The sequence below is a fragment of the Arthrobacter sp. cf158 genome (assembly GCF_900106835.1).
In the GTDB taxonomy this organism is placed as follows: Bacteria; Actinomycetota; Actinomycetes; order Actinomycetales; family Micrococcaceae; genus Arthrobacter.
On the sequence record NZ_FNNR01000007.1, the window covers coordinates 21,195 to 36,524 of the forward strand.

Here is a 15,330-nt window from a genome sequence, read left to right on the forward strand (position 1 = left end):
AAGTCTACTGACCCAATGCAATTCGGCCGCAGAGCCGGTTTGTCAGTCGCGTTTGAGGCTCCAGGTGGCGCCGTCCGCACCATCTTCGACCACCACTCCGGCAGCGGCCAGCGTGTCCCGGATGGCGTCGGACGCAGCCCAGTCCTTATTGGCCCGTGCAGTGGCCCGGGCTTCGAGTTGGGCTTCCACCAACACCTCCAGGGCAACATGTTCGCGGCCCTGGACAGCTTCCGGACGCTTGACGGAATCCAGGCCAAGGACCTCGGTCATGGAGAGGACGCTGTAGAGAGCGGCCTTCGCGGCATCCACATCCCCGGACGCCAGCGCGGTGTTGCCGGCACGGACGGTGTCGTGAAGAACGCCGAGTGCCTGTGGAACATTGAGGTCGTCGTCCATGGCCGCGATGAAAGCCGCGGGCATGTTGGCCTGCGGTGAAACGTCTGACGCGCCCGTGCCCACCTTGGAAGATGCTTTGTGGATGAAGCCATCAACGCGCTCGACGGCGGCCGCGGCCTCCTGCAGGGAGGTGGGCCGGTAATCCAGGATGGAGCGGTAATGTGCCTGGCCAAGGTAGTAGCGAACCACACGGGGCGAGGCGAGTTCCAGCATCTCTGCAGGGCTCACAGTGTTGCCGATGGATTTGGACATCTTTTCACCTTCGTAGGTGACCATGCCGTTGTGCATCCAGAAGTTGGCGAACCCGTCGCCAGCAGCCTGGGACTGGGCCATCTCGTTCTCGTGGTGCGGGAAGCGAAGGTCCAGTCCTCCACCGTGGATATCGAACCGCGGGCCAAGGTACTTGGTGACCATGGCCGAGCACTCGAGGTGCCATCCGGGACGTCCGGCACCCCAAGGGGATTCCCATTTGGCGGTGACGGGCTCACCGTCTTTGAAACCCTTCCACAGCGCGAAGTCGCGGGGATCGCGCTTGCCCCGGGGGTCGGCGTCGGGCGCTCCCTGCATGTCATCAATATTTTGCCGCGTCAGCGATCCGTACTTGTTCCAGGAGCGGACGTCGAAATAGACGTCCCCGGAGTCGTCAAGTGCGGGGTAGGCGTGGCCGCGGTCGATGAGGCGCTGGATGAGCGCATGCATTTCCGGGATATGGCCGGTGGCGCGGGGCTCGTAGGTGGGCCGCTGCACGCCGAGGGATTCGTAGGCGTTCTCGAATTCCTGCTCGTACCGGTAAGCGAGTGCCCACCATTCTTCGGCATGGCGCGCGGACGGTTCGGCATCCCAGTCGGGCCCGAACGACTGCGCGGACTTGGCCAGGATTTTGTCGTCGATGTCCGTGACGTTGCGCACCACTGTGACCCTGAGGCCCCGGAACTCGAGCCACCGGGTCAGTTGGTCGAAAACGATGGCAGACCTGACGTGGCCCACATGCGGCATCCCTTGGACGGTGGCCCCGCAGTAGTACACGCTGGCCTTGCCGTCTTCGAGGGGAACGAAGTCGCGGACTTCGGCGGAAGCGGTGTCATAGAAGCGCAGGGTCACCGCTCCAGATTAGCCGATGACGCGGCGTGACCTGCCTACTTGCAGTATTCGCCGATCTTGTTGAACTGGACCTTGAGCTTCTCCTGCTGCTCCTGGGTGGCGGCCCCGAGGGAGGAAGCGGCTGCTTGGTCCATGATGGCGGCCATCTCCTTGATGGGATCACCAATCTCCGGAGCCAGCTTATCCGCGATCTCGTGATAGTGCTGGGCGATCTGTTTGGACTGCTGTTGCTGGTTGCCGTCGGGCTTGAAGGTGTCGTCGTTCAGGAACCCGCAACTGGCGTTGACGTCCATCTTGGGCGTCCCTGCACAGCCACCCAGCAGGAGCGCGGCAGCCAGGGCCGCGGACAGCATCAGTGCGGAACTCACGACGCCGGTGCGCGCCTTACGCATGAGGGGCACCCTTTGCTGGACCCGGATCGGATGCGGCCACCTCGTGTCCGGAGACCGGGTACACCAGGGCCGTGGCCACTGCGGAGATACCCTCGCCACGGCCGGTGAATCCCAAGCCATCGCTGGTGGTGGCCGTAACGCTGACGGGTGCGCCGGCAGCTTCGCTCAGGACCCGCTGGGATTCCTCACGGCGCGGCCCGAACTTGGGACGGTTGGCCACAAACTGGACTGCCACGTTACCGATCTCAAAACCTGCCGCCCGGACAATGCGGGCGGCCTCGCTGAGCAGCGTCACACCCGAGGCGCCGGCATATTCGGGGCGGTCCGTACCAAAGTGTGTGCCCAGATCACCGACGCCGCAGGCGGAGAAAAGCGCATCCGCAGCCGCGTGGGCGACGCAATCGCCGTCGGAATGCCCCGACAGTCCCTGCTGCCCCTCCCACAGCAGCCCACCCAACCACAAGGGTTGTGGGTCGTCGTCCGGAGCGAAAGCGTGGACGTCGATGCCGATACCGGTGCGGGGCAGGATCATGGCGTGCGTCATCAGCCTTCCACCCAACGAATCCCCAGCGGGCCTTCCAACAGGCCCTCGGCGATGATCAAGTCCAGTGGGGTGGTGATCTTGAGCGACTGGCTTGCACCCCGCACGGCGTGGACGGGAACGTTGAGAAGTTCAACCAGCATGGCGTCATCGGTGACGGCGGCCGATTGCTTGTCATCGAAGAGGCCAGCAGCTTCATGGGCCCGGCGCAGGGTGGCCAACTCGAATCCCTGGGGGGTCTGTACGGCGCGGAGATGCTCCCTGGGCGCAGTGCCCGTGACGAGTTCGGGAGCTATGGCGGCGTCGTCCCCGCTTGTCTCCGCCACCGTCTTGATGGTGTCCACCACCGGCAAGGTGGGGATGACTGCCTTCGCGCCGGAGGCCAGGGCATCCGCTACCCGCTGGAAAACACGTTCAGGAGTCAACGCACGGGCGGCATCGTGGACGAGCACGAATTCGGTTCCGTCTTCCAAAGCAGCCAACGCGGCGCGGACCGAATCCGCGCGGGAGGAACCGCCGTCGACCACTGAGATTTCCGGGCCGCCGTCCACGAGTTCGATGGTGAACCCTGCGATCAGTTCGCGGAGCTCCGTGTCCCCCTTGGGCACGGCGATGCAGACCTGCCGCGCAACGTCCGACGCAACCACCCCGCGGAGGGCGCGCATCAGGATGGACTCGCCCCCTAGCGGAACCTGGGCTTTGGGCATGCCGTAGCCGAGTCGCTCACCGGAACCGGCAGCAACCACAATCACGGCCGTGACGGCGCGCTTGGAAGGAGTACTCATGCGCCCAAGATTACTGGGAAAGTACTTGAAGGCGCCCACCATCCCTGATTGCCAGGTATCTGCGGCCGTATTTGGGCAAAAAGAAACCCGGCGGCGCTTTCGCACCACCGGGGCTCAATTCTTAGGAAGCCAAGACCTCGTCAAGAACGCTTGCAGCCTTCTCTTCGTCTGTCTTTTCAGCCAGGGCCAGTTCTGAAATCAGAATCTGCCGCGCCTTGGCCAGCATGCGCTTCTCGCCTGCGGAAAGGCCGCGATCGTGATCACGACGCCAAAGATCGCGAACGACCTCCGCCACCTTGATGACATCGCCTGAAGCAAGCTTCTCCAGGTTCGCCTTGTAACGACGTGACCAGTTGGTAGGCTCTTCAGTGAACTCGGCGCGGAGAACGTCAAATACGTGCTCCAAGCCTTCTTTGCCCACTACGTCCCGGACCCCAACAAGGTCAACGTTCTCTGCTGGAACTTCAATGGTCAGATCACCCTGAGCCACCTTGAGCTTGAGATACATCTTCTCTTCGCCCTTGATGGTGCGCATCTTGATTTCCTCAATTTTTGCTGCACCGTGGTGAGGGTAAACTACTGTCTCGCCGACCTCAAAAACCATGTGGACTTTCCCCTTTCCCGCAGATTAGTCTATCACGGTTAAGGCATACGACTGGCATCGCGAGGGCTCTCCTGCCGCGCCAATAAAGGGAATAAGGCCTTAAACGACTTCCTCCAACCTCTTGACGAAACCGGGGAAAGATGCTTGGAGCAAGCAACTTGAGCGACGGATCCCGGCAGTTGACTGCGCCACAATGCCTTCCCGAATCCTTATTTTGGCGGGTTTGCCGATAGGCTATGGCTGAAAAGTGTTCCAATGACTCTTGAGGAGTAGGTGTCGTGCGCAATACTGCGATGAACCCTGTCCAGCGCGGCAAGCTGGCAATTGCGGCGGCTGCAATCGGCGTCGGTCTTCTGTCCGTCACCGGCTGTGGATTCGTCAACGCCCAGCAGACCACCCACCAGTACTCGGCATCGGACGGGATCAAAGCAGATCTCGGTTCCCTGCAGTTGCGCAACATCCTGATTGTTGCCTCGGGCGAGAACGAGCCCGGCCGCGTTATCGGCGCCGTCTTCAACACCTCCAGCACCGATGCCACCCTCACCATGAGTGGTGCGAACGGCGCCCAGACCGAGATCCCGGTCAAGGCCAACTCGGAGACGTACCTGAATGACACCACCGATGCCGCCATTCTCAGCACCGCAGGCGTTATCCCCGGTGGACTGACGCCCATCACCATCCGCAGCGGCTCCGACTCCGCCACGGTGAACGTACCCGTGGTTGACGGCACGCTCCCCGAGTACGCCAAGTACCTGCCCAGCACGCCGACTCCGACGCCAACCTCCACGTCGACGTCCTCTGCGACGCCCACGGAGTCCGCAGCAGCCGGTCACTAGCCGGCAGCACGCAACAAGCCATACAACAAAGGAAGGGTCCCGCCGACGCGGGACCCTTCCTTTGTTGCAGTTGCTTCAGCAGCCGTAGTTGCTGAGGTGCTTACGGCTCGAACTTGTAGCCCAGCCCGCGCACCGTCACCAGGTAACGCGGAGCAGAAGGATCAGGCTCGATCTTGCTGCGGAGCCGCTTCACGTGGACGTCCAGGGTCTTGGTGTCACCAACATAGTCCGAGCCCCACACGCGGTCGATCAGCTGCCCGCGCGTCAGTACCCGGCCCGAGTTGCGGAGCAGCATTTCCAGGAGTTCAAACTCCTTCAACGGAAGGGACACCTGTTCACCGTTGACACTCACCACGTGGCGCTCGATGTCCATGCGGACGGGACCCGCCTGCACGGTGGAGGTGATGAGTTCCTCCGGCTCGCCCTGGCGACGCAGCACAGCACGGACGCGGGCCACGAGTTCCCGGGATGAGTAGGGCTTGGTGACGTAGTCGTCAGCCCCCAGTTCCAAACCCACCACCTTGTCGATTTCCGAGTCCTTGGCAGTCAGCATGATCACCGGGACGCTGGAGCGCTGGCGAAGCTGGCGGCAGACTTCCGTGCCCGGCGTACCCGGCAACTGGAGGTCAAGGAGGACGAGGTCTGCACCGTTGCGGTCAAACTCCACCAAGGCATCACTGCCGTTGTCCACTACCTCGACATCAAACCCTTCCTTGCCCAGGAGATAGGACAGGGGGTCGCTGAAGGACTCTTCGTCCTCCACTATCAAAATCCGGCTCAAGCGCTGGCTCCTTGCTCTTGGGCGCCGCTGGCACCCGTTTTTTCACTCGCGTGTTGGCTCGTGTGATGCGATTCGACGACGGCAGGTACCGCCGGACGTTCGATGGAAGCAGCCGCCGTGGCAGCGGGAGCCGGCAGGCCGGCGTCGTCGTCCTGGCCTTCCATCTCCGGCAGGCGGATGGTGAACGTGGAACCTTGGCCGGGCTGGGACCAGACGGTCACCTCGCCGCCATGGTTGGAAACAACGTGCTTGACGATGCTCAGCCCAAGGCCGGTGCCGCCGGTGTGCCTGGAACGGGCAGCATCAACGCGGTAGAAGCGTTCAAACACGCGTTCCTGGTCCTCGGGGGTCAGGCCTTCTCCCTGGTCCGTGACGGAGATGGCCACCACGCCCTCCCGTGTCCGGACGCCGACACCTACCCGAGTGTTCTCAGGTGAGTATCGGATGGCGTTGTCTATGAGGTTGCGCAGGGCCGTCACGAGGAGGTCGCGGTCGCCGAACACCAGAGAGTCCGAATGCCCACCCACTACGATCTGGATGTTCTTGCTCTCCGCCGGCAGCTGCGAGCGGTCCACGGCCTCGGAGATGACGGTGTTGATGTCCACGGCGTGGCCCTGCTGGGCCACGTTGGCGCCCTGCAAGCGGGAAAGTTCAATGATGTCCTGGACCAAGGCAGCGAGCCTGCCGGACTCCTTGTGCATGCGCTTGGCGAACCGGCGCACGGCTTCTTCATCATCCGGCGAGGCCTCCAGGGCTTCGGCCAGGAGCGAGATGGCGCCCACGGGAGTCTTGAGCTCGTGGGATACGTTGGCCACGAAGTCGTTGCGGATCTCCTCGGTGCGGGTGATCTCGGTGCGGTCGTCAGCCAACAGCACGATGTATTCCCAGCCGAGCATGGCTGCCCGGACCTGGACAACAATGGTGCCCTTGCCCAGCGGCCCCCGTGGGAGTTCGTACTGTTCCTCCAGGATCACGCCATCGCGGCGGACCTTCGCGGTCATATCCAGGAGCTGCTTGTGCACCACTGTGTGGCCACGCACCAATCCGTAGGCATATGCCGCGGGACTTGCGCGGACCACGCCATCGATTGCGTCCACCACCACAAACGCACGCCCGACGACGGCAAGCACTTCCGCTGCACCTTCAGGAAGCAGGGGCTCGGTGACATCCAGGTCAACAATGCTGCGCTGCCGCTCGCTGATCCTGAATGCGAGCATGCCAAAGACGCCCAACGACAGGCCAACGAGGCCTGCGACGACACCTATGAGCAATGGATCCACGTGTCCAGCTTATGCTGTGGAAACACGGCAAAGTATTGATCCGGCACCAAACGCAGACGGTTCAACTAACGTTCATCTAAAGGTGCCGAACAGTTCACTGGGTCCTGACACAGTTACTGGTTGGACTGTCAATGGTTTTGAAATCCGACCCCCACCATGGGAACGGGATTTCCAAGGAAAGGACGCCTTAGTGCGCAAGGTTTTTCAGGAGGAGCTCACCCAGGTAGGTGACGACCTCATCGAGATCTCCAAGCTGGTCCACGAAGCAATCACGAAGGCCACGACGTCCTTCGAAGGCGCAGACGTGGATCTTGCCCAGGACGTCATCGCGGCAGATGCCCGGATCGACTTCCTGCAGAACAGCCTCGACGAGCGCGCCATCGACATCCTGGCGTTGCAGGGCCCCGTGGCCAGCGACCTCCGCATGATCGTGGGTTCGCTGCGCATGAGTGCCTCGCTGGAACGTATGGGTGACCTGGCCCGCCACGTGGCCCAGCTGGCGCGGCTGCGCTACCCGGCCACAGTTATCCCCGCCTCGCTGACCCAGACCTTCAAGGCCATGGCCCAGCACGACATTGAGATCACGGCCAAGGTGATCGAGCTCCTCGAAACCCGCGATCTTGAGGTTGCCCGCGACATCCTCAAGATCAACATTGCCGTGGACGACCTCCACCTCAGCGTCTTCAAGGCGATCGCCTCCCCGGAATGGAGCGAAACCCCGTCCACCACCGTGGACGTCGCCTTGGCCAGCCGCTACTTCGAGCGCTTCGCTGATCACGGCGTCTCGGTTGCCCGCAAGGTCACCTACCTGGTGACCGGCGAATGGCAGCCCGAGGGCTTCTAGCCTTCCCCGGATTAACGACGACGGCGGCCGGTCACCCATGGTGACCGGCCGCCTGCCTTTAACTGCGCCGCAGCTGGTGCCGCGGGCGAACTGCGTCCAAGGGAGGAACGACCGAGCAGTCGCCCCGGCAGCAGCGGAGGATTTATTTTTTGCCTTGGTTCGCTACCGCGAGGATGGCCTGCTCAGCTGCTGCAGGGTCCAGGTAGGTACCACCCGGATTGATGGGCTGGAAGTCCTCATCCAGTTCGTACACCAGCGGGATGCCCGTGGGGATGTTCAGCCCGGCAATGGCGTCGTCGCTGATGCCGTCCAGGTGCTTCACCAGGGCGCGCAGGGAGTTGCCGTGGGCAGTGACCAGAACGGTCTTGCCAGCCTTGAGGTCTTCCTTGATATCCGATTCCCAGTACGGGAGGAGCCGGACCAGGACGTCCTTGAGGCACTCCGTGCGGGGCAGGGCGTCACCAAGATCCTTGTAGCGGACGTCGTGTGCCTGCGAGAACTCGCTGTCATCGGACAGGGGCGGCGGCGGGGTGTCGTAGCTGCGGCGCCATTCCATGAACTGCTCTTCGCCGAACTCGGCGAGGGTCTGGGCCTTGTCCTTGCCCTGGAGAGCGCCGTAGTGGCGCTCGTTGAGGCGCCAGTCGCGCTTGACGGGGATCCAGCCGCGGTTGGCCTTGTCCAGCGCCATGTTGGCCGTGTTGATGGCACGCTTCAGGAGGGAGGTGTAGAGGACGTCCGGGAGGATGTTGTTCTCAACCAGGAGTTCCCCACCGCGCACTGCTTCTTCGCGGCCTTGGTCGTTCAGGTCAACGTCCACCCAACCGGTGAACAGGTTCTTGGCGTTCCAGTCGCTGTGGCCGTGGCGCAGCAGAATCAGCTTGTAAGTCATGGTTTTCATCCTAGCCGAGCAGTCCGGTGCGCTGCTGGGCGTTACGAAGAGCAACGCGGGTCACCTTCGGCCCTTTGAAGCCCGGTTTATGGGCCGTTGGTGACCCCTCGTTGCAGGATAAAGTGGTGGCCGTGGTGCAAAAAGCGGAACGGGTGGGCTCACCCCGGAGTCGGGGCGGCAAGCCCGTCGGCAACATCACCCGCGGCACCACCAACCCCAACCGCATGCGCCGCCTGGACCGGTGGCTTGCCGGTCCGCAGGCGTGGCGGCTGCGCGCCGCCGTCGACCCCCTGGTTGTGGACCTGGGCTATGGCGCCTCGCCGACCACCGCCGTCGAACTTTTCGAGCGTTTGCGAGCCGTGCGGCCCGATGTCCGGGTCTGTGGAATCGAGATTGAACCGGAGCGGGTGCGGACGGCCAAGGCGTTGGAACGGCCTGGGCTGAGCTTCCATGTGGGCGGATTTGAAGTTCCCGTGCCGGGCAACCCGGTACTGGTCCGGGCCTTCAACGTGCTGCGGCAATATGAGGAAGCGGACGTCGCCGGGATCTGGCGGCTGGTGCAGTCACGTCTGGCCCCAGGTGGACTCTTCATCGACGGAACGTGCGACGAGATCGGCAGACGGGTCACGTGGGTGGCGTTGGACCCCGAACGCCCTTTGAGCCTCAGTTTTTCGGTGCGGTTCGGAAGCTTCGAGCTGCCGTCGGAGGTGGCGGAGCGGTTGCCCAAGGCCCTTATTCACCGGAATGTGCCGGGCGAACCGATCCATGCGTTCCTGCAGGCCATGGACAAAGCCTGGCTGGAAGCTGCGCCGCTGGCATCGTTCGGGAACCGGCAGCGATGGACTGGTATGTGCCGTTCACTGCACGACGCCGGGTGGCCGCTTCAAGATGGTCCCGCCCGGTGGCGTCTGGGTGAAGTCACCGTGGCGTGGGAGGCTGTGGCGCCCCACTAAGGATGGCGCCGGAGGAGTGCTCTCTACCAGGGGCCGTACGGGCCGACGTTCCGGTTTCCGCCGCTGCCGGCTTCACGGACCGCCGGACGGACGTCGGCAAGGTAGACACAGGATGCCGTCACAGCGACAATGCCGAACAAGCCCAGGCCGTTGCCACCTGTGAGAACGGTCAAGGCTCCAATGGCCATGGCCACACCGGTGAGCGCTAGCCAGAAGGTCTTGGTCCTCTTTGAAGCCGCCACGAAAAGCGTCGGCTTGTGGCGCAGGCAGTCCGCAAAGGCCCACAGTTCCAAGGCAAGGGCCACCAAGCCAAGGATGAGGTAGACCCCGCTGGTGACATACGCGATCAAGATTTTTCCGTCCACGCCCTTTAGCCTAGCCGTCCAGCGACTTCAGCGCTTGCTCAAGGTCGGACCAGAGGTCTTCCACGTTCTCGATTCCAACGCTGAGGCGGACCAGGTTGTCCGGGACGCTCAGCGGCTCGGCGGTGTGCCGGCGTCGGCGTTCGATCAAGGACTCCACACCGCCCAATGATGTGGCGGGCAGCCAGAGCTGCAACGCGCGGACCAATTCGTCTGCAGCGTCGGCGCCACTGCGGTGGTCGTCTCCGGAGATCTGGATGCAGAGGATGGACCCGAAGCCCTTCATCTGGTCCATGGCGCGTTGGTGGCCCGGATCGGTAGGGAGACCCGGGAAGCGGATGGTTTCTACACGCGGGTGGACGCTGAGGCGTTCGGCAAGGGTTGCCGCCGAAGCCTGGGAACGTTCGATCCGCAGTGCGAGGGTGCGGAGGCCACGCAGCGCCAGCCAGGCTTCGAACGGTCCGGCGATTCCGCCATGGATGATCCGGTGATGCAGAAGGGTGGCGCGCAGTTCAGGGTTTGACGTCACCAAGGCGCCGAGCACAACGTCGGAATGGCCGGCCAGGTATTTGGTCACCGAGTGGAGAACGACGTCGGACCCCAGGCTGAGGGGCTGCTGCACCAGCGGCGTGGAGAAGGTGTTGTCCGTGACCACGATGGCGCCGGCTGCATGGGCGGCGTCGGTCAGCGCCCGGATATCGGCGATGCCGAGCATGGGGTTGGTGGGGCTTTCGAGCCACAGCAGGTCTGCCTTCTTGCCCTGTTCCGGGCTGATGAGGGACTTGACGGTGTCCGTGTCCGTGATGTCCACGGTTCGCAGTTCCAGGAAGCCCTTCTCTGCCAGTTCCGTCGCCATGACCAGCGAACCCGCGTAGCTGTGCGAGGGCATGACCACCACGCCGCCGGCGGGGACCAGGGAAAGTGCTGAACTGACTGCTGCGAGGCCGGAGGCGTACAGCAGGCCCGGAAGGGTGGCGCCCTCGAGCTTGGCCAAGGCGTCCTCAAACGGATCCCAGGTGGGGTTCGCGTAGCGCCCGTAGCCTCGGTCCCCGTCGCTCAGGGAGCCCGTACCGAAGTATGTGGAGGACAAGACGATGGGTGGATTCACCGGCTCATCGTGGGCGCGCTCAGGGCGGCCGGCAGCAACCACAACGGTTTCCGGCGACAATTCGGCAGCGTGCTGATCGGAAAGGCTCATGGTTTCAGGGTAGTCGGGGGCGTGGCTGTGGATGAAAGGCGTTACGCGCCTTTGATGTCAGGGAAGCTCGGTAGGCTAGACGCGTGAGTATTCAGAGCCCAGGTCTATTTATCGCCTTCGAAGGCGGAGACGGAGCGGGCAAGTCCACCCAGGCCGCCCGGCTCTCTGACGCCCTTGAGTCGCGGGGACTTTCCGTGCTGCGCACCCGCGAACCCGGCGGCACCCCCATTGGCGAGAAGCTCCGCTCCCTGGTGTTGGACCACGGGCACGGCACGATCGATGCCCGCACGGAAGCCCTCATGTTCGCCGCCGCCCGTGCCGCCCATGCCGCCCAGGTCATTCGTCCGGCCCTGGCTGAAGGAACAGTGGTCATCACTGACCGCTACGTCGACTCATCGGTTGCTTATCAAGGTGCCGGACGTGGGCTGGGCGCCGAGGGTGTTTTGAGCCTTAACGAATGGGCCACGGAAGGATTGCGTCCGGACCTGACAGTATTGCTGGACGTCGATCCTTCTGACGGCCGCCAGCGCCGTACGGCCGGAGATGCCGCTGAGGACAGGCTGGAGTCCGAGCCTGACGACTTCCATTCCGCCATCCGTCACGCTTTCCTTGACCTCGCTGCCGCAGCGCCGTCCAGTTACTTGGTGCTGACGGCAAACGCGGACATTGACTCGCTGGCCGCGCAGATTCTGGAGCGCGTGCAATCGCTGTTGGGTGACCGCGTTCCGGGCGTCCGTCCGTGAGTGTCTGGGACGACCTCCAGGGGCAGGCCCCCGTCGTCGCGCAACTGAAGCAGGCTGCGCAGGGCGACACAGGACTCACCCATGCCTGGCTCTTCACCGGCCCACCCGGATCCGGCCGTTCCAATGCAGCCAAAGCCTTCGCGGCAGCCCTGAACTGCGAGCAGGATGACATCACCCTGCGCGGCTGCGGAGAGTGCGCGGCATGCCACACGATCCTCGGCGAGACGCATTCCGACGTGACGTTCGTGCGGACCGAAAAAGTCACCATCACAATCGATGAAGCCCGCGAACTGGTGTCCAAGGCGGGCGACCGTCCCGCCACTGGCCGGTGGCGGATCATTGTGGTGGAAGACGCGGACCGCATGGCCGAGCGCACCACCAATGTGCTGCTCAAAGCCATCGAGGAACCCACGCCGCGCACCATCTGGATGCTGTGTGCCCCTTCGCCTGCGGACGTCCTGGTCACCATTCGTTCGCGCTGCCGTCCGGTGAGCCTGCGGCTTCCCCCGGCGTCCGACGTCGCTGACCTTTTGGTAAGGCGCGACGGCGTCGACCCCCACCTCGCGGAGACGGCAGCCCGTGCGGCGCAGAGCCACATCGGCATTGCCCGGCGACTCGCGCGGGACGCTGACGCACGGCAGCGTCGTTTGGATACCGTCCGCATTCCACTGGGCCTGCGGGGCGTCACGGCAGCGGTGATGATGGCCGAAAAGCTGGTCAGGATCGCCACCGAGGAAGCCAACAGTTCCAACGATGAACGGGATGCGGCGGAAAAGATCGCTCTGCTCGCCAGCCTCGGAGCCCCCGAGTCCGGCACGCTGCCGCCCTCCATGCGCAGCCAGGTAAAGCAGCTGGAGGACGATCAGAAGCGGCGTGCCAAGCGCTCCATCACGGACTCACTGGACCGCACCCTGACGGATCTCCTGTCCTTCTATCGGGACGTCCTGGTGATCCAGCTGGGGAACGCCGTGGAACTTGTCAACGTTGAGCTGACGGGCGACCTCGAAGAATACGCAGGCCGTTCAACCCCGGAAACCACCTTGGCCCGGATGGACGCCATCAACAAAGCCCGTGTCCGTATCACCACCACCAACGTTGCGCCACTGTTGGCGGTAGAGTCCATGGCCACAAGCCTCATCCAGCAATAGGAGAATGCATGAAGTCCGCACCCCGCCGGTCCGACGACACCCCTTCAAGGGACCGGTCTGCCCAGCCTGCTGCGGGCGGTGGTGCTGCCGGCAAAGGCTCTGCACGGCGTGGGACGCGCCCCGGGTTCCTAGCCGTGTGCCTTGCCCTGGCCTCAATGCTGGTCCTGAGCGCATGCACGGTTCCTTTCCTGCCGGCCCCTACGGCCAAGCCGTCCACCAGCACGGTGGATCCGTCCATCGCGGCGTCGGCTCCCAAGGGCCTGGAGAAGTTCTACTCGCAGTCCGTGGAGTGGAGCTCGTGCGAAAACGGCCTCCAGTGCGGCAAAGTCCAAGTGCCCATGAACTACGCCAAGCCCGATTCCGGGGACATCACGCTCTCGGTGATCAAGCTGCCCAGCACCGGAAACAAGAAGGGGTCAGTCCTGGTCAATCCGGGTGGTCCGGGTGGCTCTGGAGTGGACTTCGTCCGGGATGCCGGCAACACGCTGTTCACTGAAAAATTGAAGGCCAACTACGATGTTGTGGGCTTCGATCCGAGGGGCGTGGGCCGCTCCGCACCCGTGACCTGCATGACGGACGCCGAACGTGACGCTGCCCGCGAAAAGGTGTTCCGGAAGAACACTGATGATGGACTCGCGGCAGCCCTGGCGTTTAACAAATCCTTCGCGGACCAGTGCTCCCAGCAGACCGGTGAGGTGCTGGGCCTCATCGATACCGTCAGTGCGGCCAAGGACCTGGACGTCCTGCGCGCCGTGGTGAATGATGCCAAGCTGAACTACCTGGGCTTCTCCTACGGGACCTTCCTGGGCTCCACCTACGCCGCCCTTTTCCCGGACAACGTGGGCCGGCTGGTTCTGGACGGTGCCGTGGACCCTTCCATCAGCAACGAGGAACTGACCGCCGGCCAGGCCCGGGCGTTTGAACGTGCCATCCGCACCTACGTGGCCAGCTGCCAACAGCAGAACCAGTGTCCCCTGAGCGGCTCGGTGGACAACGGCGTGCAGGAAATCCGCGACCTCATCAACGCCGTGGACCAGAACCCCCAGACCGCCAAGGACGGCCGTTTGGTGACCAGCAATGACTTCGTCAACGGCCTGATCCTGCCGCTGTACAACGACCAAAGCTGGCCCGCCCTCACGCAGGCATTGGAGGGCGCATTTTCCGGCGATGTATCGCAAATGATGCGGCTTGCCGATCTGGGCGCCGACCGCGAGCCCAACGGCACGTACAGCTCCAACTCGGCCTTTGCGTTCCAGGCCATTAACTGCCTTGACTACCCGATGGTCACGGACACTGAGGGCATGCGGGCCGAGGAAGTCCGCCTCATCCAGGACTCCCCCACCTTCGGCTCGTTCTTCGCCTACGGCGGGGTCAACTGCAAGGACTGGCCGTACAAGAACACCCGCACCCCGGCCCCGGTGGAATACAACGGATCGGCTCCGATCGTGGTGGTGGGCACCACCGGCGATCCCGCGACACCCCTTGAGTGGTCCCAGTCGCTGCGCAAGCAACTCGAAAACGCCTCCCTCGTCACGTGGGAAGGCGAGGGGCACACAGCCTACGGCCGCTCGAATACCTGCGTCAGCACCGCCGTCGACGACTACTTTGTTGACGGAAAGCTGCCGCAGGACGGCCTGAAGTGCTAAAGATGCCGGGCTTCGCGTTTCTCCACCAGAAGCGGGAGCTGCTTGATGGAATCCACCACCACGGTGGCGCCGGCAGCGCGTAGCGTCGCCTCGGAATGCGATCCAGTCAGCACGCCGGCCACCAGGGAGGCACCGGACCGGACACCTGAGAGCATGTCCGAGCTGGTGTCACCGACCACCGCCACCTCCCGCACGTCGTCCAGGTCCAGTGCGAGCACTGCCGTCAGGATCATGTCCGGGTAGGGCCGGCCACGCCCTGCGTCGGCGGGGCACAGGCTAAGGTCCGCCAGGCCCATCCAGCCCAGCGATTCCAGCACCATGTTCTGCGTATGGCGGCCGAATCCGGTGGCCAGGCAGATCTGCATACCGGACTCACGCATCCACAAGATGGCGTCCTCCGCGCCCGGAATGGCGCGGACGCCGCCGTCGTCGATCATTTCGTCGTACGCCTTCTCGAAAACCTTGTTGGCGCTCGCGGCCACCGCGGCGTCGTCGAAAAGGTGGCTGAAGACGGTCATTTTCGAGAAGCCCATGGTGTCCCGGGCGTAGCCCAGCATGCTCTCGAACCGGCTGCTGCCGGGTTCTATGCCGTGTTCCGCAAGGGCCCGGGACATGGCCCGCTCGGTGCGGCCATCGTCAGTGATGGTGGTGCCCACCATGTCCACCACCGCCAGCCGCAACCGGCTGGAATCGTGGCTGGCGTCCCTGGTCAATGCGTCCCCGGTCATTGAGCGGCTCCTTCGGCTTGTTGCGTGCCGACATGCGCCGCCACGATTGATTCCTTAGCTTCCGGCGGCAGGGAAACGCCCGCCTGAACCCGGTCCGACCGGC

17 protein-coding genes are annotated in these 15,330 nt (G+C 63.8%); 6 read left to right on the top strand and 11 right to left on the bottom strand.

Annotated features, from left to right (window positions below; genetic code table 11):
* Positions 1 to 42: 42 nt before the first annotated feature.
* The 5 genes from cysS to BLW08_RS14820 all read right to left on the bottom strand — a co-directional run bounded on the left by cysS (position 43) and on the right by BLW08_RS14820 (position 3,819).
* A complete protein-coding gene (gene cysS, locus BLW08_RS14800; protein WP_090824933.1) occupies positions 43 to 1,497 on the bottom strand; it encodes a cysteine--tRNA ligase in 1,455 nt (484 codons plus the stop codon).
* Positions 1,498 to 1,532: 35 nt separating this feature from the next.
* On the bottom strand, positions 1,533 to 1,889 hold the full coding sequence (locus BLW08_RS14805) for a hypothetical protein (RefSeq protein WP_091326046.1): 357 nt from the start codon (positions 1,887 to 1,889) through the stop codon (positions 1,533 to 1,535).
* Complete coding sequence (ispF, locus tag BLW08_RS14810; protein WP_254779886.1) at positions 1,882 to 2,433, bottom strand: 2-C-methyl-D-erythritol 2,4-cyclodiphosphate synthase; 552 nt, start codon at positions 2,431 to 2,433, stop codon at positions 1,882 to 1,884. Before ispF ends, BLW08_RS14805 begins: the two co-directional genes overlap by 8 nt.
* On the bottom strand, positions 2,433 to 3,215 hold the full coding sequence (gene ispD / locus BLW08_RS14815; RefSeq protein WP_091326359.1) for a 2-C-methyl-D-erythritol 4-phosphate cytidylyltransferase: 783 nt from the start codon (positions 3,213 to 3,215) through the stop codon (positions 2,433 to 2,435). Before ispD ends, ispF begins: the two co-directional genes overlap by 1 nt.
* 121 nt (positions 3,216 to 3,336) lie before the next feature.
* Entirely contained in the window at positions 3,337 to 3,819 is a 483-nt protein-coding gene (locus tag BLW08_RS14820; protein WP_011690592.1) for a CarD family transcriptional regulator, read from the bottom strand.
* Positions 3,820 to 4,112: 293 nt separating this feature from the next.
* On the opposite strand from BLW08_RS14820, the gene BLW08_RS14825 reads away from it, so the two are divergent.
* Positions 4,113 to 4,655, top strand: coding sequence for a hypothetical protein (locus BLW08_RS14825; protein ID WP_090824936.1), 543 nt, complete (start codon positions 4,113 to 4,115; stop codon positions 4,653 to 4,655).
* A 100-nt stretch (positions 4,656 to 4,755) separates the two neighbouring features.
* Here the strand turns inward: BLW08_RS14825 and BLW08_RS14830 are convergent, their stop codons facing one another.
* Both BLW08_RS14830 and BLW08_RS14835 read right to left on the bottom strand, forming a co-directional pair.
* A complete protein-coding gene (locus BLW08_RS14830) occupies positions 4,756 to 5,436 on the bottom strand; it encodes a response regulator transcription factor (RefSeq protein ID WP_020608526.1) in 681 nt (226 codons plus the stop codon).
* Positions 5,433 to 6,707, bottom strand: a complete 1,275-nt coding sequence (locus BLW08_RS14835; protein ID WP_175538728.1) for a sensor histidine kinase — start codon at positions 6,705 to 6,707, stop codon at positions 5,433 to 5,435. Before BLW08_RS14835 ends, BLW08_RS14830 begins: the two co-directional genes overlap by 4 nt.
* Positions 6,708 to 6,906: 199 nt before the next feature.
* Here BLW08_RS14835 and phoU point away from each other — a divergent pair, with 199 nt between their 5' ends.
* Positions 6,907 to 7,560 carry a phosphate signaling complex protein PhoU gene (phoU, locus tag BLW08_RS14840; protein ID WP_090824938.1) on the top strand — a complete coding sequence of 218 codons (654 nt, stop codon included), beginning with the start codon at positions 6,907 to 6,909 and terminating at the stop codon, positions 7,558 to 7,560.
* Positions 7,561 to 7,702: 142 nt separating this feature from the next.
* Here phoU and BLW08_RS14845 read toward each other — a convergent pair whose 3' ends face one another.
* Positions 7,703 to 8,449: a phosphoglyceromutase gene (locus BLW08_RS14845; protein ID WP_090824940.1), complete on the bottom strand. Its 747-nt coding sequence runs from the start codon at positions 8,447 to 8,449 to the stop codon at positions 7,703 to 7,705.
* A 131-nt stretch (positions 8,450 to 8,580) separates the two neighbouring features.
* On the opposite strand from BLW08_RS14845, the gene BLW08_RS14850 reads away from it, so the two are divergent.
* A complete protein-coding gene (locus tag BLW08_RS14850) occupies positions 8,581 to 9,402 on the top strand; it encodes a class I SAM-dependent methyltransferase (protein WP_175538720.1) in 822 nt (273 codons plus the stop codon).
* Between the two features lie 23 nt (positions 9,403 to 9,425).
* Here BLW08_RS14850 and BLW08_RS14855 read toward each other — a convergent pair whose 3' ends face one another.
* Together BLW08_RS14855 and BLW08_RS14860 are read right to left on the bottom strand one after the other, a co-directional pair.
* Positions 9,426 to 9,767 carry a DUF2516 family protein gene (locus tag BLW08_RS14855; RefSeq protein WP_090824942.1) on the bottom strand — a complete coding sequence of 114 codons (342 nt, stop codon included), beginning with the start codon at positions 9,765 to 9,767 and terminating at the stop codon, positions 9,426 to 9,428.
* 10 nt (positions 9,768 to 9,777) lie between these two features.
* Positions 9,778 to 10,962, bottom strand: a complete 1,185-nt coding sequence (locus BLW08_RS14860) for a trans-sulfuration enzyme family protein (RefSeq protein WP_091326049.1) — start codon at positions 10,960 to 10,962, stop codon at positions 9,778 to 9,780.
* 83 nt (positions 10,963 to 11,045) lie between these two features.
* On the opposite strand from BLW08_RS14860, the gene tmk reads away from it, so the two are divergent.
* From tmk to BLW08_RS14875, 3 genes are read left to right on the top strand one after another with little or no spacing between them, the layout of a single operon-like run.
* Entirely contained in the window at positions 11,046 to 11,705 is a 660-nt protein-coding gene (gene tmk, locus BLW08_RS14865) for a dTMP kinase (protein ID WP_091326051.1), read from the top strand.
* Positions 11,702 to 12,853, top strand: a complete 1,152-nt coding sequence (locus tag BLW08_RS14870; protein ID WP_090824948.1) for a DNA polymerase III subunit delta' — start codon at positions 11,702 to 11,704, stop codon at positions 12,851 to 12,853. The genes tmk and BLW08_RS14870 overlap by 4 nt, the downstream gene beginning before the upstream one ends.
* A gap of 8 nt (positions 12,854 to 12,861) precedes the next feature.
* A complete protein-coding gene (locus tag BLW08_RS14875; RefSeq protein ID WP_091326053.1) occupies positions 12,862 to 14,499 on the top strand; it encodes an alpha/beta hydrolase in 1,638 nt (545 codons plus the stop codon).
* Here BLW08_RS14875 and BLW08_RS14880 read toward each other — a convergent pair.
* Positions 14,496 to 15,227, bottom strand: a complete 732-nt coding sequence (locus BLW08_RS14880; protein ID WP_091326055.1) for an HAD family hydrolase — start codon at positions 15,225 to 15,227, stop codon at positions 14,496 to 14,498. The two genes, BLW08_RS14875 and BLW08_RS14880, sit on opposite strands and share 4 nt — an antisense overlap.
* Positions 15,228 to 15,330: the final 103 nt, after the last annotated feature.